This is a genomic window from Marinomonas gallaica (assembly GCF_001639745.1).
Taxonomy (GTDB): Bacteria; Pseudomonadota; Gammaproteobacteria; order Pseudomonadales; family Marinomonadaceae; genus Marinomonas; species Marinomonas gallaica.
Genome location: NZ_LTAX01000005.1, coordinates 157,104 through 179,764, shown reverse-complemented (window position 1 = coordinate 179,764; position 22,661 = coordinate 157,104). Strand labels below are relative to the sequence as shown.

Below are 22,661 nucleotides of genomic sequence, written 5' to 3'. Positions count from 1 at the left end.
AAGATGAACTCAAATATTTATTAAATCGTTGCGAAATCAATGACTACTCGTGACGGAACATCACCATTTTCCAGACGTTTAAAGACATCGTTAATGGCAGATAATGGCTGTAGCTCAATGTCAGCTTTTACTTTGCCTTCGGCGGCAAAGGCTAATGCTTCGGCCATATCTTGGCGTGTGCCCACGAACGAGCCGCGAATGGTGACGCAATTAGCAACCACATCGAATAACGGCACAGGGAATTCACCCGGTGGCAAACCAACCAATACACAAATGCCACGTTTACGTGTCATGGCAACCCCTTGATTAAAAGCAATCAGTGAAGGTGCGGTGATTAATACGCCATGACCACCGCCGCCTGTTGCTTTGACCACGGCCTCAATTGCACCTTCCTGTTTGGCATTGACCACTGCATCCGCGCCAAGTTGGGTGGCGTGTTCGAGCTTTTTATCATCAATATCAACCGCACAAACGTGCAAGCCCATGGCTTTAGCGTATTGAACCGCTAAATGACCAAGGCCACCGATACCAGAAATAACCACCCAGTCACCCGGTTTTGCTTTGGTTTCTTTAAGACCTTTGTAGGTGGTAATGCCCGCGCAGATCAGCGGTGCGGCTTCTGTGGCAGATAAGCCAGCAGGAATGTGAGCCACGTAATTTGGGTTAGCGAGTATGTATTCAGCGAAACCTCCATTTTTGGTGTAACCGCCGAACTCAGCTTCGCCACACACGGTTTCCCAAGCTGCAAGACAATGTTCACAATGACCACAGGCAGAATAGAGCCAAGGCACACCGACACGATCGCCTTCTTTTACCGCGGTAACGCCTTCACCCAATGCCATCACAATACCGATGCCCTCATGACCGGGAATGAACGGAAGAGAGGGTTTTACCGGCCAGTCGCCTGCTTCAGCGTGCAAATCGGTGTGACAAACCCCGCAGGCTTCAGTTTTAACCAAGATTTGGCCTGGACCGGGAGTCGGAATATCGACTTCTTTAAGAACGAGACCTTGGCCGAATTGTTCAACGACAGCTGCTTGCATTTGTTTAGTCATAATGAAATCCGTTTTGTTGATTTAACGTTTTTCAAAGCCTATGCCTATTAATTTACGTCGTCAGTGCGTTGGCGAACAGAGTGTTTCTACTAATTTTGATTTTATATTTTTTTATAAATTATTGTTTGTTTGTGTGTTGGCGTACATACAGGGAATAAATAGCTGATGTAGATTAATCCAGTTGTATTTAATCCTAAAAATAGATTTTTTACATTTATAGGGTGTAGGTAAAGAAAGTTATTTTATTGGGTGTTTTGTTTTTTCATTTCAATGCCCTTATTACTCATTAGAGCATATTTAAGGGATTAAAGAGGATATAAGGTATGAGTCAAATTATGCAGGAGTCATTTTGTTCGCTGCGCCGTCATTTATTGAAAGGCTCGTCTTTGGTGGCGTTGGTTATTTTACTGGCCGCTTGCTCGCAGAACCAACAACCCCAAATGTACGGTGCTTTACAAGCCGCTGAAACGGCTATTGAAGATGCTGACCGAAATGGGGTGAACGGTTATCCCTCACCAGAATTAGTGGAAGCGCGTAACAAGCTTCAGCAGGCTCGGGTAGCGATGGAAATGGAGGAAATGCCTCTTGCTACTTATCTGGCCAAAGAGTCACAAGTCGCTGCTGAATTAGCATCTGCTAAGGCGACGTTAATTAAAGAGCAGCTAGTCAATACGGAGATTGAAGAAGGTATTGAAGCATTAAAACAAGAAATGGATCGCAACATAGGAGCTGGCTCATGAGTGTTTTAAATATTCGGTTTTATCAAGTGGCTGGCATGGCTACTTTGCTTACACTTGCAGGTTGTGCTGGTCCAGTAGCGAAACCAGAGGGAATGAACAATGTACGCGCTAAGTTGACAGATTTGCAAGCTGACTCCCAGCTCATTCAACTGGCTCCTTTGGAATTCAATGAAGCTGAGCAGGCGGTGAAAGAGGCCGAAGAGCCGAGAACTGACGAGATACTGGGTCGTCATTTAATGTTTATTGCAGACGCTAAAGTAGAGATCGCTGAAAACCGAGCAAAAAGCCGACTGTTGGTGTTGGATCGTAAGCAACTTAGTCAACAGCGTAACGAGGCCAAATTGGCGGCAAGAAATCGGGAATTGGGCATGGCACGAAATGACGCAATGCAGTCTAAGGCCGATACCAAAAAACTAAGGATGGAAGCCGATACAGAGCGTAATCGCAGTCAAGAATTTCAGCGACAACTCGGCATACTTAATGCCAAAGCGACCAATCGCGGCATGATCATGACGCTAGGGGATTTGTCTTTCGCGACAGGTAAAGCAAAGCTGCAGCCGAGAGTGTTGATTGATCTTGATAAGTTGGTTGACTTCCTCAATAAGTATGAAGATCGCAGTATTGTGATAGAGGGCAATACAGACAGTGTTGGTAGCGAGGCGCTTAATCTAAGGTTGTCCCAACAACGAGCTTTGGCGGTCAGAGATTATTTGGTGGATAAAGGTATTAATTCTGGTCGTTTAACGGTGGTAGCGAATGGGGAAGGAAATCCATTAGATACCAACGATTCTAAACTTGGGCGTCAGCATAATCGTCGAGTGGATATTGTTATCTCGAATACCGAGATGTCAGACCAAAAGCGATATTGAATGACTTGGCAATTAATTCTGTCGAGTTTTCAATTGGAATAACAAATGAAATTAAAGGGTGAATATTTAAAAATTAATCTAAATGTTATTGAGAGAAAATGATTTGATTTTCAATTATTTTAAAAGCGCCTTGTTAGTAAATGATATTGCCAGGGTGCTTTTTTAATATTTAATGAAAATATGGCTTTCATTGTTTTTCTTTTTTCTTTTTTCTTTTTTGATTTTTGAAATTGCCTATATTTTCACAGGACGTTAACAATGACATTTAAATTTCCAACCGCTTATACCATTCTGTTTCTGCTGATTGCCTTGGTGGCAGTAGGCACTTGGGTGGTGCCAGCAGGGCAGTATGACCGTATCGAAAACGTGACGCTGGGTAAGGAAGTACCAGTTCCCGGTACGTATCAGCAAGTGGATTCAAACCCGCAAGGTGTGCTGGATGTTTTCCTTGCGCCGATTGCCGGTTTTTATAATCCAGACAGTTATGAAGCCGCCGCCATTGATGTGGCTTTGTTTGTGTTAATCATTGGTGGGTTCTTAGGTGTCGTCACCAAAACAGGTGCGATTGATACGGGTATTTCCCGCGCAATGGTGAAGCTGAAAGGTCATGAAAAATGGATGATTCCGATTTTAATGGCGTTGTTTGCGGTTGGTGGTAGCACCTATGGCATGGCGGAAGAATCGCTGGCGTTTTACGCCTTGTTGATTCCAGTGATGATCGCCGCGGGTTACGACTCGGTCGTGGTGGTGGGCATTATTCTGTTGGGCGCAGGCATCGGAACGCTTGGTTCCACCATTAATCCGTTTGCGACCGTTATTGCCGCCAATGCTGCCGACATTCCATTCACGCAAGGCATGTTTTTACGCTTCTTTATCTTGCTAACAAGTTGGTTGGCCTGCGTAGTGTATGTGATGCGCTACGCGGCAAAAATCAAACAGAACCCAGATCTGTCTATTGTTTCTGATCATAAAGCGGACATCGAAGCGCAATTTGGTAAAAGAACTAATGCCAACGATGATGCCATGCTGACGCTGAATCAGAAGTTTGTCTTGGTGATTTTCGCTTTAACCTTTGCGGTGATGATTTGGGGTGTGTCGAGTCAAGGCTGGTGGATGGCAAAAATGGGCGCGCTCTTTATTGCCTCGTCTGTGTTGATTGGTTTTGTTACTTGGATGGGCGAAAAAACCTTCACCGAAGTCTTTATTAATGGCGCACGAGATCTATTAGGTGTCGCCATCATCATTGGTATTGCTCGTGGCATCGTTGTCATCATGGACGCAGGTCACATGACAGATACCATCCTGCATTTGGGCGAGCAAAGCTTAAGCGGTTTGTCGAATGTGCTGTTTATCAATGTGATGTTTGGTATTGAAGTATTGATGTCATTCTTTGTTCCTTCCTCGTCTGGTTTGGCGGTATTAACCATGCCGATTATGGCGCCATTGGCGGATTTCTCTGGTGTGGGTCGGGAATTGGTCGTGACGGCGTACCAGTCGGCCAATGGCTTGGTGAACTTATTTAATCCTACTTTTGCCGTGGTGATGGGCGGTCTTGCTATCGCCAAAGTGCCTTACGAAAGATGGCTGCGCTTTATTTGGCCGCTGCTGTTGATTCTTTGTCTGATCATTATGGGCTCTCTCAGCGTTATCGCCTTAATCGGTTAAGCCGTTAATCAAATAAGTAATTCAGCTCTCGATATCTGTTATTAACAGGATCTTCTCATTTTAAGGAAAAGCTATGATCGAATTTGGCGTTCACTCCGAAGTCGGCAAACTGCGTAAAGTCATCGTTTGCCGTCCAGGTCTTGCTCATTCTCGACTCACCCCCAGTAATGCCGCGGAATTGTTATACGACGATGTGTTATGGGTTCAGCAGGCACGTACTGACCACGTAGACTTTTGCATGAAAATGGAAAACCGTGGCATTAAAGTGCTGGAATTTGGTCAATTATTAGAAGAAACCGTGCGCGATAAAGGCGCTCGGAATTGGATTCTTGACCGCCGCATTAATGAAAACCAAGTGGGCGTTGGCATGCTAAATGAGCTGCGTAGCTGGCTTGATGATATGCCTGCTGAGCAACTGGCGATTTATCTGATTGGTGGTATTTCTGTTCACGAATTGCCTTTTAAACCTCATGGCATGTTTGGTAATTATCTCGGTGGCGATGGTTTTGTTATTCCGCCATTACCTAATACTCAGTTTCCGCGAGATAACAGTAGTTGGATTTACAACGGCGTCACAGTGAATCCGATGTTTTGGCCAGCACGTCGACCTGAAACCTTGTTGGTCACGGCCGTGTATCGTTTTCATCCCGAATTTGCGCCAGCCTTTAACAACGGCGACTTCAAAATCTGGTGGGGCGACCCAGATCAGGATCATGGCCCAGCCACCGCTGAAGGTGGAGATGTCATGGCGTGGGGCAATGGCTCTGTGTTAATCGGCATGGGCGAACGGACTTCACCACAAGCGGTTGGGCAAATTGCTAAACGATTGTTTGAGCAGGGCGCAGCAACCCGCGTGATTGCTTGCCAAATGCCGCGTTCTCGTTCGGCAATGCATCTGGATACCGTGTTCAGCCATTGTGATCGGGATGTTGTCACTGCCTTTACGGATGTCTGTGACGAGATCCAATGTTATACCTTGCGACTGGGTGATCACGCCGGACAAATGGATTTTCGCAAAGAGAAGAAACATCTGTTTCAACTCGCCGCAGACTGCTTAGGCATCAAAAAACTCAACGTCGTGCAAACCGGTGGCGACCATTATCAGAAAGAACGCGAGCAATGGGACGACGGTAATAACGTCATCGCTCTAGAGCCTGGCGTTGTCGTCGCGTATGACAGAAATACCTACACCAATACCTTGCTTCGTAAAGCGGGCGTGGAAGTCATTACCGTGAGTGGGGCAGAGCTAGGCCGAGGTCGTGGCGGCGGCCATTGTATGACGTGTCCTGTTTGGCGTGACCCCGTCTCTTACTAAAAAACGACGACTGCGCTCGCGACGTCATGGCGCGTCAGTTTTTTAGTCCCCAGTGGTTTAGGGTGTTTCTTGATCAATACGAGGTAAATGTTTTGTTTAATTTACGGAATAAGAATTTTTTAAAATTGTTAGATTTTAGCCAGCGAGACGTGAGTTTTTTGTTGGATTTGTCCCGCGATTTAAAGCGTGCAAAGTACTCAGGCATGGAACAGCAGGGCTTGAAGGGTAAGAACATCTGTCTGATTTTTGAGAAGTCCTCAACTCGTACTTTGTGTGCATTTGAAGTGGCGTCGTTTGATCAAGGTGCTCAGATCACTTATTTAGGCCCTTCTGGTTCGCAAATCGGTAAGAAAGAATCCATGAAAGACACCGCTCGGGTGTTGGGTCGGATGTTCGATGCGATTGAATATCGTGGTTTTGGTCAGGAAGTCGTGGAAGAGTTAGCGAAATACGCTGGCGTGCCCGTTTATAACGGGTTGACCGACGAATTTCATCCAACACAAATGTTGGCGGATTTGCTCACTATGCGCGAACACAGCGGCAAACCGTTGAATAAAATTAGCTATGCTTTTGTCGGCGATGCCCATTCCAATATGGGACATTCATTGATGATTGCCGGCTGTTTAATGGGCATGGATGTGCGCATTGCGGCGCCTAAATCTTTATGGCCGAGCGACGAATTTTTAAAACCTGCGCGCGAATTAGAAAAACGTTATGGCGCGACGCTGACCATTACCGAAGATGTAAAGGCCGCCGTGAAAGACTGTGATTTTATTCATACCGATGTGTGGGTTTCCATGGGCGAGCCGGATTCCGTTTGGGAAGAACGTATCAAACTGCTCACGCCTTACCGCGTAAACAATGACTTGATGCTGGCCACGGGCAACAGCAACACCAAGTTTATGCATTGCTTGCCCGCTTTTCATAATCGTGACACCGACGTGGGTGAAGAAATCTTCCAGAAATTCGGCATCGAAGAAATGGAAGTATCCGACGACGTGTTTGAGTCGGAAGCCGGCATTCAGTTCGAGCAAGCGGAGAATCGTCTCCATACTATTAAGGCGATGCTTGTCGCTACTTTGGGTCATTAACATTCATGTCTAATTAAAAGGACTGGAATATGAGAATAGTCGTGGCTTTGGGTGGTAACGCCTTGTTGAAACGTGGCGAGCCATTAACGGCGCAAGCTCAGCGTGCGAACATTAAAATTGCAGCACAAGCTTTGGCAAAAATTGCCATTAATAATGAGTTGATTATTACTCACGGCAATGGCCCGCAAGTCGGCTTGTTGGCATTGCAAGGCAACGCCTATAAGCCGGATGAGCTTTATCCGCTGGATGTTCTCGGTGCCGAAACTGAGGGTATGATCGGTTACATGATAGAACAAGAAATGGGCAATCTCGTTCCCGAAGAGCGACCATTAGCAACGCTTTTAACCATGATAGAAGTCGACCCAAAAGATCCAGCGTTTAACCATCCCACCAAGTTTATTGGTCCTGTTTACGACGAATCGGAAGCTAATAAACTCGCCAAAGACAATAACTGGACGATAAAACCAGATGGCAAAAAATGGCGTCGAGTCGTGGCTTCGCCCTTGCCAAAACGTATTTTTGAAATTCGTCCGATTCGTTGGTTATTAGAAAAAAATACCATCGTTATCGCCAGTGGCGGTGGAGGCATTCCTACCATGTATGACGCGGATCATCATCTAAAAGGCGTCGAAGCCGTAATAGACAAAGACTTATCCAGCGAACTGCTCGCGCGGGAACTGGGAGCCGATTTATACATCATGGCGACCGATGTACGGGCTGTGTATCTGGACTGGGCAACGTCACAACAGCGCGGCATTAAAAGTATTAATCCTGCTGATCTCGCTAACTACAACTTCGCCACTGGCTCCATGGGGCCGAAAGTAAATGCCGCCAAGCAGTTTGCCGAGAAGACAGGCAAAGTCGCTGCCATTGGGTCATTAGAAGAACTTGAGTTAATCGTCAAAGGCACCGCAGGGACACGAGTAAGCAAGCTGGTTGGGGCGATGGAGATGAGGCAGCATGGAGTTTAAAGACTATTACAAAATTTTGGCCATCGATGAAAAAGCAAATGCTTCCGTTATCAAGGCAAGCTATCGAAAACTTGCTAGAAAATATCATCCAGATGTTAGTAAAGAAGAAAATGCGGAAGCACAATTTAAAGAAGTAGGTGAAGCTTATGCCGTTTTAAAAGATCCAGAAAAACGTGCCGAATACGATTTATTGCGAGCACAAGGGACGTATAGATCTGGTGGCAGCTATCAGCCCCCACCAGATTGGCAATCTTCTCATGCAGGCAATCGAACACACAGTCAGAGGACTGATGAGGATTTTAGTGATTTCTTTGATTCGATTTTTGGCGCTCATGGCAGCGGCTTTCGTCAAGCAGAGGATTTTCAAAGGTCGACGAATCGCCGTGGACGAGACTTACATTATAAAATCGCTTTGTTTCTTGAGGAGGCGTTTGTTGGTTGTCAACGACAAATAGCTTTGCGAGTTTCCGAACCAGACCAAAATGGATCGATAAAACAAAGAGACAAAACATTAAATGTAAAAATTCCAGCAGGAGTAACAGAAGGTCAGCATATTCGTTTGACTGGTCAGGGAGAACTAGGTATTGGTGGCGGTAAAGCAGGTGATTTGCTACTAGAAATTGAGTTTGCCCCACATCCTTACTTTACGGTCGACGGGATGAATATTTTACTGACGTTACCCGTTACGTGTTGGGAGGCTGCATTAGGTTCAACGGTGGAAGTGCCAACCCTCAGAGGCAAAGTAAAATTAAAAATCCCTCAAGCAGCGAATAGTGGAAATAAGCTGCGTATCAAAGGCAAAGGTTTGATTAGTAAGGGTGGGGAAATATCTGGTGATCAAATTGTGACCCTGCAGGTCAGTTTACCAAAAGAACACAGCAGTGAAGCTAAAGCGCTTTACCGACAACTAGCTGAGTGTGAATCTCACTTTAATCCACGCCAAGCCTTCGAGAGGTAGGTAATGTCTAAATCAGAGATAGTGATAATTGACTCTCAACATGAGCATATATTATTTACCTTAGAAGAGGTTTGTGAACGCTGTAATGTCCATACCGAAATGATTATTGAAATGGTGGAGTATGGTATCGTTGATCCGGTTGAAAAGTCTTCATTAGATATTTGGTATTTTAATAGCCAAGCTTTAATGCGCTTGCAGCGTGCTCAACGACTCATGGATGGACTGAAACTAAACTTGTCTGGGGTCGCGTTCAGCTTAGAGTTATTGGATGAAATTGACGGCTTGCAAAAGCACATCGTTGTTCTTAGAAATCAGTTGCCTTGATGCTTTTTAAATCAAAAAATATTGGAGATGGTTGGAAATCAGATCGCACTTAATTTGATGAACACTTCAGCGTGTTCATCAAATCATAATAAGATGCCTCTACGAAGCTCTAAGTCCTAGATCTCGCCACTTATTAGACAAAAATATCCCTTTTAACTCAGGCAAGGTTATAGCTTGCTAATGGCAGCAAGTAAGCTTTGGTTGAATGTTTCATTCGTCACGACGTTTTTCTCCGCATCGAAATTGTCATAGAAGCTTGGTAACGAGATCGCACCGATGACGTTTGCGGCGAAGTAGGGTGCTGAGGCTTGTGCGGCAGCCAAAACGCTTTGCGCTCCACTGGGGCCAGGTGAGGTTGATAGCATAAGAACAGCTTTATTCTGAAAAACTTTCATGTCTATTCGGGATGTCCAGTCGAATAGGTTTTTATAGGCAGACGTATAAGAACCGTTGTATTCAGCGAATGACATAACGATGCTATCGGCCGTGCCTATTGCCTTATAAAAATCATGCGCGAGCTGTGGAATGCCTGATTCTTTTTCTCTGTCCTCGCTGTAGATTGGCATTTCGAAGTCGTTAATGTCGATTAGTGACACGTCTGCATTGTTGATTTGCTGGGCAGTATAAAAAGCCAGTTTCTTGTTGATAGAGTTTTTGCTGTTGCTTGTGCCGAAGGCCAGTACTTTCATTTTAGTTTCCTGTGTTGACGTTTGTAGTGAGAGTAGATTGTTTTTTTAGAGTGGCGGCGCCTGCAATGGCTAGAACTAAAGTAAAAGCCCCAGCTAATATGTAAAAATCGCTGTATCCCAATTTGGCGATAAGAGCTGAGGTGACAAAAGGTGAAACAAATTGCCCAATGAAGATGCTGCTGGTCAGTACGCCAGATGCGAGTCCGCGTTTGTGGCTTGGCACAAGCTCCATGCCTTTTACCATGAAATTTGGCATTACCAATCCCATACAAGCGCCCATCAGGCCGCAACCGAGAATCACCAAGCTGAACGATGTGGCTTGTGATAGCACGAGCATGCCAATACTCATGGCAATAAAGCCGATGAGTGCGACGCCATAGCTTTGGATTTTGGCAACCAGTTTGCCAAAGAATACGCCAGTTATCGCGGCGATTAATGTTCCCATTCCGATTGCCAAGCCTGATTTACTTGGATCCGTGATACCAATATCTGCCATAAAAAATGGAATTTGTGTTGGTAGGACATAAAAGACGATTAAGTGGCAGAAAACGAGCATAGAACAGCCAATGAGCGGTAGTTTCCAGTTCGTATTGGTATCGTCTTGCGGGTTATCGCTTGGCTGATTGGTTTGCTTGCTGTCACGAATAGACAGGAATATAAGCGGAAGCAACAGAATAGCAATGGCGTAGATATAAAAAGGCAGTCGAGCGCTGATGCCTGCTAGATAGCCCGCTGTAACGATGAAAAGAATGCCGCCAATATTAGAGAAAGCTTGTTGCAGTCCCATAAATTGGCTTCTTTTCGGACCAGAATAATAATCGGTTATTAACGCTGTTACAGCGGTCATAAGTCCAGCGACACATATACCCAGAATGGCTCGGCTGATAATAATGGCTTCTAAGTCTTGCAGCTGCGCGCCAGCAGCACCGGCGATGGCAAAGACGGACGTCGCAATGATGATTTGATTTCGGCGCCCGAACTTATCGGCTGTCCAGCCTAAGATTGGCGCGAAGATCACTACAAACAACGCTGGAATGGGTAACAGCATTTTCACCAAGAAATCGGCTGAAGGCGTTCCCGAAAACTCATTCGCTAAACCAGGTAACGCCGGAGCAATAGTGGCGTTAGACATCACAGTTAGTGTGGAAATCAGCAGCAGGCAAAGTGCTCTGGATTCTAATAGATTGGTTTTCATTCAGACTCTCTTTTTTACGTATAAATAGTATTTTTTCACAGCTCTCTCAGGGGCTTTATTAAGTGCTGAACTTGAGCTGATTTGAATTTGAGTCTATTCTGCTACCTAAACTTAAGTTGAGGTCAAGCGAAAATGCGAAAAATAATAATGCCTGAGTGGATTTCTGTGGGTGTGCTGAGCGAAAGGACCGGCGTATCGGTGTCGGCGTTGCATTTCTATGAAAGGAAAGGTTTGATCAAGAGTCAAAGAAACACATCCAACCATAGGCAATACCCAAAACATGTTATTCGGATCGTTTCTCTGATTCAGGTTGCTCAGCGAACAGGGTTTTCTTTGGAAGACATTTTGTTGGAACTTGAAGGGTTACCAAACCGAACTCGCGTAACCCTAGAAGATTGGGAAGCGTTGGGTTCCCGATGGCAAAGCGAGCTGGATAGGAAGATTACTCAATTAACAGAATTGAAGAACATGATGGCCGATTGTATTGGCTGTGGTTGTCTGTCCCTTGAAAGGTGCCGGCTTCTCAACCCATACGATGAGTTAGGTGAAAAAGGCACCGGCCCACGACTGATGACCGAATAGCTCCAATTGACTTGTTAACGCTTACTTCTCCACTGGAATGTCTTTGATTATTTTCAAGATCGCAGGATCGTTGCTAAACCCTGCTAGGTCAATGAGGTAGCTTTTTTCGAGTTCTGGTATGGCTTGGTTTGCTAGCAACTCTTTGAGTAATGCTGCTTCATTATTGGCGATGGCGGTTTTAATCGCCGCAAAGTTGGCGATACTTTGATTATGGGTATGTTTGGTTTCCATTATTGCGCTTCCTCTTGAGTTTAATTAAAGGTCGAGCTTGCTGCTAATCACCACGCTGCTTGTTTCTAATAACCACACTACGGGTGTGGTGGATAGAATGCAAACCTCTCTTTTTTGTCGTTTGTACGTCAGCGCACCGATGGATTTTTCTATTCGTTTTATCCTACCAGTTTATTCTATTAATCATTATTTCCAGTCTATCTAGTCTTCAAAGAGTGAACTTTGAGTGCGTGCTAGAATTGAAAAACACGCGATCTATGATGAGTTGTGGATGTTTCACTTAAATTTCTTATTAAGTCGAATAGCCTAGTATTGGGACAAATAGCAGACACATAGTCAGAGGAATAGCGCTTCTATGTCTACTCAAATTACTGGATCTAATCAAGCCGCAGGATCTCATCAGGAACATCATCGCCAACATCGAGTCGGTTGGTTAAGAGCCGCTGTTTTAGGGGCGAATGACGGTATTGTTTCTACGGCAAGTTTGATTATTGGTGTGGCGTCGGCCAATTCTGGACACACGGCGATCATGGTTGCTGGAACAGCAGGGTTAGTCGCTGGCGCTATTTCTATGGCGGCGGGGGAATATGTGTCGGTGAGTTCTCAGGCCGATACGGAAAAGTCTGATCTGCAGGATGAAAAAAAGTCCCTTGAACAGAATTACGAGGAAGAGGTAATCGAGTTGGCGGATATCTATCAGCAGCGAGGCGTAGAGCCAGAACTGTCCGTTACTGTGGCACGGCAACTGATGGCGCACGATGCGCTGGCGGCGCATTCTCGAGATGAAATCGGGATTTCTGACTTATCAGCAGCGCAACCTATTACAGCCGCTTTTTCTTCAGCGTTGAGTTTTACCTTGGGTGCGGCATTGCCTTTGATGACGGCGTATTTTTATCATGATGATGCCAATTTGTCCGTTGTTACCGCTGTGTTGTCTCTGGTGTTTCTCGCTATTTTAGGGGCGATTTCATCGTATTTGAGTGGTGCAAAAATACTTACTGGCATAGTACGGGTCGGCTTTTGGGGCGCGTTAGCCATGGCGACGACGGCACTGGTTGGGATTGCTTTTGATGTCGCGGTTTAAAAAATGGACTGCGAGGTGCCGTCCATTTTTAGTTGTTATTAAGAGCTTAGTTATTGCTATTCATCTTTTTTAATCAAATTGGCTTTTTCGCCTCTCGCCCAGTAGCCAGTTAAGCCATAGTGGTCGAAAAGGGCTAATTCGTGCTCTTGGCTAAGTTCTTTGCTGGTGTGATATTCGGGCGCTTCTCTTATCCGATGACGCGTCAGGTTGATGCTCACAGAATTGTCGGACCAATCCACGTCTTCTATCCATTCTGGCGAGATAAGCACTTTGTGGCCACCAAACCAATTGGTGGTGTCGACCATGAGATAACGAACCACCATGGTATTGTCTTCAATTAATAGCCCAGAAACATGACCAATATCACCGTCGATGGCATGAATATGATAGCCGATGATGGCTTTGCAACTGCGTAAGTTTGGATCATCGTTTTGATGCAATTCGCGCTCGGCTTTTTCATGGGCAATCATTACATTGTCCGATTCTTCTTTGGTACCAGTATAGTGATCAAAGCTCGGATATAAGGAATACGGATACATGCCGCCGCCCCAGAAGCCAGTACCGCCCCAATAATAGGGATAGCCGTAGTAGCCTAAATGATCTATCTCGTGTAGGCGGGAAACGGGTTGGTTAGTGTCAATTTTTGGGCTGTTTTTCACTTGTTCTTTGGTGATGGCGACGGGAAAGACTTTTTCTCCCCAGTTGGCTTTTTCTATTCCGATAGGTGAGATTAATACTTTGCGACTCGACAACCAAGAGCCAGTTTCAACCACGAAATAACGCACAACCCATTCCTCATCATCAAACAAGAAATCCGTCACTTCGCCTATATTGCCATCGGTGGCGGCAATGGTGTATCTCTCTAAATCGCGCATGCTGCGTAACATAATTGATTGTCCTCTTGTTTTGACTGACGGATTTGTCTTCTTATTAAGCTAGTCTTCTCGCCTTAAGGCGTCAGTTCGTTGGCGCACAGACAGCCACCCACTTGCCTCACTAGTATAAAAGAACGCTTGATTGCACCACTCATCAAATGACTCTTAGGTGACTATGTTAAACACCATTTCCGCTCTACTTAGACGACGAAACTCACACTCAATTTGGAACAGTACGGTTCCTGTTCGAGAGGCATTGTTTGGCCAAGAGCGGCTCGAAGAACATGCAAAAAGTTTGGCTAAGGCGCAGCAGGTTTTTGATTTCGAGCCATCCGTGTTGTCGTTGCAACATCGTTTGGATGAAAACGCTGTGGCCTTACTGGCATCGTATCGTGAAAGTGTGGCTGAGTTAGAGTGTGGCGATAGTGTTGTGCCCGCTGCCGAATGGCTGCTTGATAACTATCATTTGGTAGAAGAACAAATTCGTGAGATCCGGGATGATTTACCCGACAGCTATTATCGACAATTACCCAAACTCGCCAGCGGTCCTTTCGTCGGCTACCCGCGGGTATTTGGCTTAACATGGGCGTTTGTTGCACATACGGATAGCCATGTTGACTCTGATGCTTTGGTGGGTTTCATTCATGCGTATCAAACCATACAACCGCTTACCATCGGCGAATTATGGGCGGTGGCAATTACTCTGCGCATTGTATTAGTTGAAAATTTACGGCGCTTGGCAGATCAAATTACGGTGGGTCGAACAGATCGAAACGATGCCGATCAGTTAACGCAGCGGCTTTTGAAGGTCGGGTGTGCTCATTCAGCATTACAAGAAGACATTGCATCTCGCTCATCTGAACCGTTATCGGAAGTGTTTGCTGCGCAATTAGCCAAGCGATTTCGCGATCAAGATCCGAAAACCACGCCTGCGCTAGATTGGCTTGAGCAGCGTTTGCATTTGCAAGGCCTTTCTGTGGAAGAGGTGGTACAACATGCTCAGCAACGCCAAGGCGCATCGAACGTTAGCATTCGTAATGTGATCACCAGTATGCGTTTGATTTCCGATATTGATTGGTCGGAATTGTTTGAGAAAGTCAGTCTTGTGGACCAAGAGTTTTACCGTTATGACCTGTTTGCCAAAATGGATTTCCCCACACGCAATTTGTACCGCAGTGCTGTGGAGGAGTTGGCGCGAGGCTGTGATTATTCAGAGATAGAGATTGCTCAGCGTGCTGTAAAAATGGCAAAAGACAGCTTAACGCCACGCGATTCAAAAAATGCTGAATCAACGAAAGGGCCTTCGCAGCGAGACGATATTGAAGTACGACGTTTCAGCGACCCCGGTTATTATTTGATTGAACAAGGGCGCTTGGCTTTTGAAAAATCGATCGCCTATATTCCCCCCATGCGACTAAGAGTTCGACGCTTTCATGTACGCCTAGGCGTTGCTGGTTACAGCGGCACGATTGCTATTGTCGCATTGGCTTTTCTTGCTATGAGTATTTTCTTTGCGGGATTCATGGCGTTTCCTACCCAAGCTTGGTTGCTATGGGCGGTGGTGGTCTTTATTCCCGCAACCGAGGTGGCTTCGGCTATTGTGAACCGTTTAGTGACTTGGCGGTTTGGCGCGGAAATGTTGCCGGGACTTGAACTTAAAACAGGCGTGCCGACATCATTACGAACGCTCATCGCCGTGCCAACTTTGTTAACGTCGCAAGCGGATTTACTCGAACAGATTGAGCGCTTGGAAGTACATTATCTGAGTGGCATTACTGGCGATGTGAGCTTTGCTTTGTTAACGGACGGTGTGGATGCTGATCAAAAAGAATTAGAAAGCGATACGCCATTATTAGAGCGAGCGGTAGTGGAAATTGAACGTTTGAATCAACGTTATAACAAAGCCCCGTCTGGCCCACGCTTTCTCTTGTTGCATCGCCGCCGTCTGTTTAATCAGACTGAAAACGTGTGGATGGGGTGGGAGCGGAAACGTGGTAAGCTGCATGAGCTTAATCGTTTATTACGTGGTGCGACGGACACGTCCTTTATCGCCCTTCAGGGCCATCCATTAACGGTTCCCAGTGATGTTCGCTATGTAATTACGCTTGATGCCGATACGCGTTTACCACGAGAAGCGGCGCTACGCTTGATTGGTAAAATGGCGCATCCGTTGAACCGTCCACGTTTGGACACAGCTAAGCAGCGAGTAGTTGCTGGCTACGGAATACTACAACCTCGCGTTACACCCTCTTTATCAGTCGGGGCGGAAGGCTCTTTATTCCAACGCATATTTTCTGCACCGGGCGGGATCGACCCTTATGCGGCAGCGACCTCCGATGTCTATCAGGATCTTTTCGGTGAAGGCTCGTTTACAGGAAAAGGCATTTATGACGTCGACATGTTTGAAGCCGCACTTGCTGATCGTGTGCCGAACAACACTATGTTGAGTCATGATTTATTTGAAGGGGTTTTTGCACGCGCAGGCTTGGTATCGGACGTTGAAGTGGTGGAAGAATTTCCCGCTCGATACGATGCTGCTTCGAAACGTCAGCATCGTTGGATACGGGGCGATTGGCAGCTGTTGCCGTGGATTATAAGTAAGCCAACAGAAAACGGTGTTTCCAGTTTGGGGCGTTGGAAGATGCTCGATAATTTAAGACGGTCGCTGGTGGCGCCAACAACCTTGTTAGCCTTGGCGTTAAGTTGGTTGTGGTTTCCGTCGTCGGCGTTATTTTTTACCGCTGTATTATTGGCTATCATGGCTATTCCGCCTTTGTTGCCCTGTGTTTTTTCGATAATTCCTCGCCGTTCTGGCGTGGACACAAGCAACTATTTTCGCCTCTGGTTAGGGGATTTACGCCTTGCCTTAAGTCAGACTTTTTTGTCAATCGCCTTTTTGCCTGATCAAAGTTGGCGCTCAATGGATGCGATTACTCGCACCTTGGTACGCTTGACGGTGACGCACAGACGCTGTTTGGAATGGGCGACGGCGGCTCAGAGTAATGCGAGTCCACGGCTTAAAGTCGCTGGGTTCTATCAAAATATGGCCTGTGGCACCTTGCTTGCCTTAACGATTTGTCTGTTTGTCATCAAGGTGAATCCGGTGGTGTGGATGCTGGTGTTGCCGTTTGCTTTGCTTTGGGGCCTTGCGCCTTTGGTCGCTGTGTTTGTTAGTCGATCACCGGAAGTCTTGCGACCTGATGAGTTGGATTCTGGAGCAATAACCTTACGTCTTACTGCGCGCAAAACGTGGCGTTACTTTGAGCGTTTTGTTACAGCGGAAGACAACTTTTTACCGCCGGATAATTTTCAAGAAGACCCAGAGCCTGTGGTGGCGCATCGCACTTCGCCAACCAATATTGGTTTGTATTTGTTGTCTTCTGTTGCCGCGCGGGACTTTGGTTGGGCTGGGTTAGTTGAAACCCTTGAACGGCTTGAAACGACGTTTACAACCTTGCACAAACTGCCGAAATACAATGGGCATTTTTTCAATTGGTACGGTACACAAAGCTTGCATTCCTTGTTACCGGAATACATTTCTTCGGTGGACAGCGGCAATCTTGCCGGTCATTTAATAGCGCTGGCAAATAGTTGTGAGCAATGGCGAAAAGAGTTTGGTCTAGGCATTTCTCATACGGAGTCGATGGATTGGATTCATTCAGCAGTACGTTCAGGATTTATGGACAATGTTACGCTCGCGAGACGATCCTTAATAACAGAGACCAGACAGTCCACCCATACGGTTAATCCTGAGGTTCGTGTTACCACCGCTGAGAGTGACCGTCCATTGCTAGACGTTTTGGATGAGATCGAGAAGCGATTGAACAGCCGTCAAACCATTGAAGCCTTAACGCCTGTTTTAATTAGGTTGACTGACAAAGTAGTAAAATTGGGTCGTGAGCAGCTATTGGGAGGGGCGCAAGATAGTGCTCATGCCGATTTTACTTATTGGGTTGAAGCTGCGCGTAAGGTAATGATTGAACAGCAACGAGATATGCTTGAGCTGCGTAATGCTCCTGATGATTTGCTTGCTCGGTTGAATGTGTTGGCGGGTACGTCTCGTAACATGGCGTTAGCGATGGATTTTGCTTTTCTCATTGATCCGGATCGCAAACTTTTATCGATTGGGTATTCTCATGCCGAAAACAGTCTCGATCCAAGTTGTTACGATTTATTGGCTTCGGAAGCACGATTGGCGAGCTTGTTCGCTATCGCCAAAGGCGATGTGGCGACTAAGCACTGGTTTCGTCTTGGTCGTGCGGCAACACCAATGGGCAATGGCTCTGCGCTGATTTCTTGGTCGGGTTCCATGTTCGAATATTTGATGCCATCGTTGATTATGCGAGCGCCGACAGGAAGCCTGCTGGAACAGACCAATCGCCTGATTGTTGGGCGTCAGCAGGAATACGGCAAACAGCTTGGCATTCCTTGGGGCGTGTCAGAGTCTTCTTATAATGCCCGAGATATCGAGTTTACTTATCAATATTCTAACTTTGGTGTACCGGGGCTCGGTCTAAAACGCGGCTTGGCAGAAAATAGAGTCATTGCGCCTTATGCCACGGGGCTTGCCACCATGATTGACCCTCAGGCGGCGGTTGATAATTATGATCGCTTAACGCGCATGGGGGCTTGCGGCCGCTATGGTTTTTACGAGGCGTTGGACTTTACGCCCGCCCGTTTGCCAGTGGAAAGCCAAGTTGCCATTGTACGCAGTTTTATGGCACATCATCAGGGCATGACCATTGTGGCCATTGCCAATACTTTGCTGGAAGGCGTATTTAGACAACGTTTCCATCAAGAACCCATGATTCAAGCTTGTGAGCTCTTATTACAAGAACGTATGCCAAGGGATGTTTGCATTAGTCATCCTAGGGCTGAAGAAGTGAAAACTCGTGCATCTTCGCTGATGAAGATTACACCTGTGGTACGACATCTAAGTCCTGCGGCTGATGGGACGCCGATTACGCATCTTTTGTCCAATGGTCGATATGTGGTGATGCTAACTGCAGCAGGGGCAGGCTACAGTCGTTGGCGTGATATTGCCGTGACGCGTTGGCAAGAAGACTCCACGTGCGATCATTACGGCAGTTTCATTTTCTTACGTGATAAAAACACGGGGCAGCTTTGGTCAAGTTCTGCTCAACCTTTGCAAGATGAGAGGCATTACCCAACAGGAATTTTTGAAGAAGATCATGCTGAGTTTGTGCGTCATAATGGCGACCTGATAACGACCATGGATGTGTTGATATCCGGTGAAGATGATGGTGAAGTACGTCGTATTTCTTTAAGTAACAATGGTCGTACTGGTCATGATATTGAGCTGACATCTTATCTTGAGTTGGTGCTAACGACGCCAGCCACAGACAACGCGCATCCGGCCTTTGCCAAGATGTTTGTACAAACAGAATATGTCCCTGAATACAATGTGTTAATTGCCACCCGACGTAAACGTTCCGCCGAGGAACCTTCCGTTTGGGCAGCGCATTTTGCCATTGTAGAAGGAGAGGTGACAGCCGATCCTCAGTATGAAACCAACCGCGCCTTGTTCATTGGACGTGGTAATTCCATTGCCACCGCGGCGGCGTTTGATCGTGACGATTCATCCAAAGAAAGCCGAGCTCTGAGTAACTCCGTTGGTACTGTTCTCGACCCTATTTTCTCGTTGCGCTATGCCGTTCATGTGCCAGCAGGCAGTGTGACGAAAGTGGCGTTCTGGACAGTCGTAGCGTCTTCTCGTGCAGAATTAATGGATCTTATTGATCGACATCACGACCGCAGCGCTTATGATCGAGCGAAAACCTTGGCGTGGACACAGGCGCAAGTGCAATTACGCCATTTGGATATTAGCTTAGCCGAAGCGAATGATTTTCAGCGCCTAGCCGCGCCGATTATTTACGCTGATCCGCGTTTTCGCGTGTCAGCCGAATCCATTCATCGCGGCATGGCGGGTCAGTCTGTGCTTTGGCCGCATTCGATTAGTGGTGATTTGCCCATTGTGCTGTTGCGCATTGATGACGTCGAAGACATTGATCAAGTGAAGCAATTATTGCGCGCCCATGAATACTGGCGCATGAAGCGTCTGGCAGTGGATCTGGTGATCATCAACGAGCACGCGTGTTCCTATCTACAAGACTTGCAAGTTGCCATTGAAACCGCTGTACGACGAAGCCAGTCGCGGCCACGACTGATCGATAAATCTAACGATGATCATGTGCACGGCGCGGTGTATGTGCTGCGTGCTGACTTGGTGGATGTGCAGGTTCGTGATTTGCTCAAATCGGTTGCTCGGGTGGTGCTGATTGCGCGTCGAGGGTCCATCGGTAAACACATTCATCGCTTGGAGCCAGCGTCAACTTGGCCGCCGAAGATTCGTTCAATGAATGAGTCGACAGGTGACAATGTCGTTCCATTCAAAGCGAAGAATTCAACAGCCAGCGAAAAGTTAGTAGCCCTAAAACGAGGGCTAGAGTTCTTCAATGGCTTGGGCGGTTTTGGCTTGGATGGTCGAGAATATACGGTGATTCTTGAAAACGGCGTCTCGACGCCTGCGCCTTGGATCAATGTCATTGCTAACGCGAGTTTTGGCTTTCATGTGTCGGCCGAAGGCAGTGGTTATACGTGGGCAGAAAACAGCCGCGAGAATCAATTAACGCCTTGGTGTAATGATCCGGTTTCTAATCCGTCTGGCGAAGCGATCTATGTGCGTGATGAAGACAGCCTGGAATTGTTTGGTGCCACGGCTCACCCGCTTCGTTCTATGAATCAAGCGGACAACAAAGCCAATCAAAGCGCGTTTGTTGCTCATCATGGTCGAGGTTATAGTCGTTTTGAACACCAAGCGGATGGCTTGGGGCTGACTTTATTGCAGTACGTGCCTTTGGCAGATCCCATTAAAATTTCACGCTTAACCTTGCATAACCAAACGGGGCGACGTCGTCGATTCTCCATTACGTCATACGCCGAATGGGCGTTAGGCACAGCGCGTGGAACGTCTGCGCCATTTATTACTACGGATTTGGATTCGGCTGGCTCAAACGCTTTATTTGTTTGTAATCGCTGGAATGTGGCATTTCCGGGGCGTGTTGCTTTTGCCGATATGGGCGGGATGCAATCAGCTTGGACGACAGATCGTACTGAGTTTCTGGGACGCAATGGTCGTATTAATGCACCAGCGGCCTTGCTCAGGGATTCGTCTTTGTCTGGCAGTATTGGCGCAGGACAGGATCCTTGTACGGCGCAACAATCTATTATTGAACTGGGACCCGATGAGTCGGTGGACGTGGTTATCTTGCTGGGGCAATGTGCTTCGGTCGGCAAAGCCCGCGATTTGATCGAGAAATATCGCCACGCGGATTTGGATCAGGTTCTAGCTGAAGTAACCGAGCATTGGGATACCTTACTAGGCGCGGTTCAGGTGAAAACACCAGATCGAGCGATGGATATCATGCTTAATGGTTGGCTGCTGTATCAGACGGTCGCGTGTCGCATGTGGGCGCGTTCAGCGTTTTATCAAGCCAGCGGCGCGTATGGTTTTCGAGATCAATTACAAGACGGTATGTCGATGACATTCCGCCGCCCCGATATGACCAGAGCACATATTTTGCGTGCGGCGAGTCGCCAGTTTGTCGAAGGTGATGTGCAGCACTGGTGGTTGCCTCATACAGGGCAGGGCGTGCGCACGCATATTTCTGACGATAGAGTCTGGTTGGCATATGCCACGGCGACTTATATTGAAACCTCGGGTGATGTGTCTATTTTGGATGAGACAATCGCTTTTCTCGAAGGGCCATTATTGGCGGCGGATCAGCATGACGCGTATTTCCATCCAACGGAGTCGGAAGCGTCGGCCACCTTGTTTGAACATTGTGCTCGCGGGTTGGATCAATGCCTTGAATTGACTGGCGAAAATGGTCTGCCATTAATGGGCACAGGCGACTGGAACGATGGCATGAATCGCGTCGGGGAAGGCGGCAAAGGGGAAAGTGTTTGGTTAGGCTGGTTGTTGATTCGTACCATTCATTTGTTCTCACCCTTGGCGCAAGCTCGTAATGAAGACGAACGAGTACAGCGGTGGGTGGCGCATGCCAGTAAAGCCCGAGAAGCAATTGAAGAGAAAGCGTGGGACGGCGAATGGTATCGTCGAGCAAGTTTTGATGATGGCACCTGGTTAGGATCACAAGACAATGATGAATGCCGAATTGATTCTATTGTGCAATCTTGGGCAGTTTTATCCGAAGCAGGTGACCCAGAGCGCGCCGCGAAAGCCATGGAATCGGTCGAGCAATACTTGATTCAACCCGAGTCAAAACTAGCGTTATTGTTTACGCCGCCATTTGATAGAACCAGCCACGATCCTGGTTATATAAAAGGCTATCCACCGGGTTTGCGAGAAAACGGCGGGCAATACAGCCACGCTGCCATGTGGGCGATTTTGGCCTACGCTAAACTGGGGGATGGCGATAAAGCCAGCGACTTGTTTAATTTGATCAACCCGATCAATCACGCACTAAATGCCGAAGAGGTTGAGCGTTACAAAGTCGAACCTTATGTAGTTGCAGCGGATGTATATTCGGTTGCGCCTCATACAGGCCGCGGCGGTTGGACTTGGTACACAGGCTCAGCGGGTTGGATGTATCGAGCTGGCATGGAAGGCATACTTGGCATTCATCGAGAAGGTAAAGAACTGACGATTCAGCCTTGTATTTCGTCAGATTGGCCGGGTTTTGAAGTCTCGGTAAAAGTTGATGAGACCGAATACTTTATTGTCGTCGTGCAATCGGTTGATTGTGCTGATTCTTCGAATGTCAGTGGTCCTTTAAAAGACTCTTTAGTGCGAAGTGGAATGCGGGCTGTGATGGATGGCATGGATATTCAAATTATCAACAACATAGTGCGAGTCCCTCTGGATGGGGGAATGCATAAACTGAACATTAGTGTTTGGATCTAAATAGTATCAGTACTAGCATTAGATTTTCCTTCATTTACCCTACCCTAAGCTTGTAATGCTCTGGGTAGGT

General features: G+C 46.9%; 16 protein-coding genes. 11 read left to right on the top strand and 5 right to left on the bottom strand.

Annotated elements, in window-relative coordinates:
* Positions 1 to 20: 20 nt before the first annotated feature.
* Positions 21 to 1,055 (bottom strand): alcohol dehydrogenase AdhP, encoded by a 1,035-nt coding sequence (adhP, locus tag AYW76_RS07425; protein WP_067217949.1) that lies wholly within the window; start codon positions 1,053 to 1,055, stop codon positions 21 to 23.
* 323 nt (positions 1,056 to 1,378) lie between these two features.
* Between adhP and AYW76_RS07420 the strand changes: the two genes are divergently transcribed.
* The 8 genes from AYW76_RS07420 to AYW76_RS07385 all read left to right on the top strand — a co-directional run bounded on the left by AYW76_RS07420 (position 1,379) and on the right by AYW76_RS07385 (position 8,988).
* The gene (locus AYW76_RS07420; protein ID WP_082866149.1) at positions 1,379 to 1,795 is read left to right on the top strand and encodes a DUF4398 domain-containing protein; all 417 of its coding nucleotides are present in this window, start codon (positions 1,379 to 1,381) and stop codon (positions 1,793 to 1,795) included.
* Complete coding sequence (locus tag AYW76_RS07415; protein WP_067217946.1) at positions 1,792 to 2,664, top strand: OmpA family protein; 873 nt, start codon at positions 1,792 to 1,794, stop codon at positions 2,662 to 2,664. The genes AYW76_RS07420 and AYW76_RS07415 overlap by 4 nt, the downstream gene beginning before the upstream one ends.
* 258 nt (positions 2,665 to 2,922) lie before the next feature.
* Entirely contained in the window at positions 2,923 to 4,329 is a 1,407-nt protein-coding gene (locus tag AYW76_RS07410) for a YfcC family protein (protein WP_067217942.1), read from the top strand.
* Between the two features lie 73 nt (positions 4,330 to 4,402).
* Entirely contained in the window at positions 4,403 to 5,644 is a 1,242-nt protein-coding gene (locus AYW76_RS07405) for an arginine deiminase (RefSeq protein ID WP_067217939.1), read from the top strand.
* Positions 5,645 to 5,736: 92 nt separating this feature from the next.
* Complete coding sequence (gene argF / locus AYW76_RS07400) at positions 5,737 to 6,735, top strand: ornithine carbamoyltransferase (protein ID WP_197467777.1); 999 nt, start codon at positions 5,737 to 5,739, stop codon at positions 6,733 to 6,735.
* Positions 6,736 to 6,764: 29 nt separating this feature from the next.
* On the top strand, positions 6,765 to 7,706 hold the full coding sequence (gene arcC / locus AYW76_RS07395) for a carbamate kinase (protein ID WP_067217932.1): 942 nt from the start codon (positions 6,765 to 6,767) through the stop codon (positions 7,704 to 7,706).
* Positions 7,696 to 8,664 (top strand): DnaJ C-terminal domain-containing protein, encoded by a 969-nt coding sequence (locus AYW76_RS07390; RefSeq protein ID WP_067217928.1) that lies wholly within the window; start codon positions 7,696 to 7,698, stop codon positions 8,662 to 8,664. Before arcC ends, AYW76_RS07390 begins: the two co-directional genes overlap by 11 nt.
* A 3-nt stretch (positions 8,665 to 8,667) precedes the next feature.
* On the top strand, positions 8,668 to 8,988 hold the full coding sequence (locus AYW76_RS07385) for a chaperone modulator CbpM (protein ID WP_067217925.1): 321 nt from the start codon (positions 8,668 to 8,670) through the stop codon (positions 8,986 to 8,988).
* A gap of 167 nt (positions 8,989 to 9,155) precedes the next feature.
* On the opposite strand, the gene AYW76_RS07380 is transcribed toward AYW76_RS07385, so the two are convergent.
* Entirely contained in the window at positions 9,156 to 9,677 is a 522-nt protein-coding gene (locus tag AYW76_RS07380) for an NADPH-dependent FMN reductase (RefSeq protein ID WP_067217920.1), read from the bottom strand.
* Between the two features lies 1 nt (position 9,678).
* A complete protein-coding gene (locus AYW76_RS07375; protein WP_067217916.1) occupies positions 9,679 to 10,872 on the bottom strand; it encodes an MFS transporter in 1,194 nt (397 codons plus the stop codon).
* A 132-nt stretch (positions 10,873 to 11,004) separates the two neighbouring features.
* Here AYW76_RS07375 and soxR point away from each other — a divergent pair, with 132 nt between their 5' ends.
* Positions 11,005 to 11,454, top strand: coding sequence for a redox-sensitive transcriptional activator SoxR (soxR, locus tag AYW76_RS07370; RefSeq protein WP_067217913.1), 450 nt, complete (start codon positions 11,005 to 11,007; stop codon positions 11,452 to 11,454).
* A gap of 21 nt (positions 11,455 to 11,475) precedes the next feature.
* Here the strand turns inward: soxR and AYW76_RS07365 are convergent, their stop codons facing one another.
* Positions 11,476 to 11,685 (bottom strand): hypothetical protein, encoded by a 210-nt coding sequence (locus AYW76_RS07365; protein WP_067217909.1) that lies wholly within the window; start codon positions 11,683 to 11,685, stop codon positions 11,476 to 11,478.
* Positions 11,686 to 12,040: 355 nt separating this feature from the next.
* Here AYW76_RS07365 and AYW76_RS07360 point away from each other — a divergent pair, with 355 nt between their 5' ends.
* Complete coding sequence (locus AYW76_RS07360; protein ID WP_067217905.1) at positions 12,041 to 12,769, top strand: VIT1/CCC1 transporter family protein; 729 nt, start codon at positions 12,041 to 12,043, stop codon at positions 12,767 to 12,769.
* Positions 12,770 to 12,825: 56 nt separating this feature from the next.
* Here AYW76_RS07360 and AYW76_RS07355 read toward each other — a convergent pair whose 3' ends face one another.
* Positions 12,826 to 13,656, bottom strand: coding sequence for a PRC-barrel domain-containing protein (locus tag AYW76_RS07355; protein ID WP_067217901.1), 831 nt, complete (start codon positions 13,654 to 13,656; stop codon positions 12,826 to 12,828).
* 163 nt (positions 13,657 to 13,819) lie between these two features.
* Here AYW76_RS07355 and AYW76_RS07350 point away from each other — a divergent pair, with 163 nt between their 5' ends.
* On the top strand, positions 13,820 to 22,591 hold the full coding sequence (locus tag AYW76_RS07350; protein ID WP_067217897.1) for a GH36-type glycosyl hydrolase domain-containing protein: 8,772 nt from the start codon (positions 13,820 to 13,822) through the stop codon (positions 22,589 to 22,591).
* Positions 22,592 to 22,661: the final 70 nt, after the last annotated feature.

Bases quoted from the DNA above. Each gene is read 5' to 3' on its own strand.
- adhP (WP_067217949.1), bottom strand. From the start codon at position 1,055: ATGACTAAACAAATGCAAGCAGCTGTCGTTGAACAATTCGGCCAAGGT.
- AYW76_RS07420 (WP_082866149.1), top strand. From the start codon at position 1,379: ATGAGTCAAATTATGCAGGAGTCATTTTGTTCGCTGCGCCGTCATTTA.
- AYW76_RS07415 (WP_067217946.1), top strand. From the start codon at position 1,792: ATGAGTGTTTTAAATATTCGGTTTTATCAAGTGGCTGGCATGGCTACT.
- AYW76_RS07410 (WP_067217942.1), top strand. From the start codon at position 2,923: ATGACATTTAAATTTCCAACCGCTTATACCATTCTGTTTCTGCTGATT.
- AYW76_RS07405 (WP_067217939.1), top strand. From the start codon at position 4,403: ATGATCGAATTTGGCGTTCACTCCGAAGTCGGCAAACTGCGTAAAGTC.
- arcC (WP_067217932.1), top strand. From the start codon at position 6,765: ATGAGAATAGTCGTGGCTTTGGGTGGTAACGCCTTGTTGAAACGTGGC.
- AYW76_RS07390 (WP_067217928.1), top strand. From the start codon at position 7,696: ATGGAGTTTAAAGACTATTACAAAATTTTGGCCATCGATGAAAAAGCA.
- AYW76_RS07385 (WP_067217925.1), top strand. From the start codon at position 8,668: ATGTCTAAATCAGAGATAGTGATAATTGACTCTCAACATGAGCATATA.
- AYW76_RS07380 (WP_067217920.1), bottom strand. From the start codon at position 9,677: ATGAAAGTACTGGCCTTCGGCACAAGCAACAGCAAAAACTCTATCAAC.
- AYW76_RS07375 (WP_067217916.1), bottom strand. From the start codon at position 10,872: ATGAAAACCAATCTATTAGAATCCAGAGCACTTTGCCTGCTGCTGATT.
- soxR (WP_067217913.1), top strand. From the start codon at position 11,005: ATGCGAAAAATAATAATGCCTGAGTGGATTTCTGTGGGTGTGCTGAGC.
- AYW76_RS07365 (WP_067217909.1), bottom strand. From the start codon at position 11,685: ATGGAAACCAAACATACCCATAATCAAAGTATCGCCAACTTTGCGGCG.
- AYW76_RS07360 (WP_067217905.1), top strand. From the start codon at position 12,041: ATGTCTACTCAAATTACTGGATCTAATCAAGCCGCAGGATCTCATCAG.
- AYW76_RS07355 (WP_067217901.1), bottom strand. From the start codon at position 13,656: ATGTTACGCAGCATGCGCGATTTAGAGAGATACACCATTGCCGCCACC.
- AYW76_RS07350 (WP_067217897.1), top strand. From the start codon at position 13,820: ATGTTAAACACCATTTCCGCTCTACTTAGACGACGAAACTCACACTCA.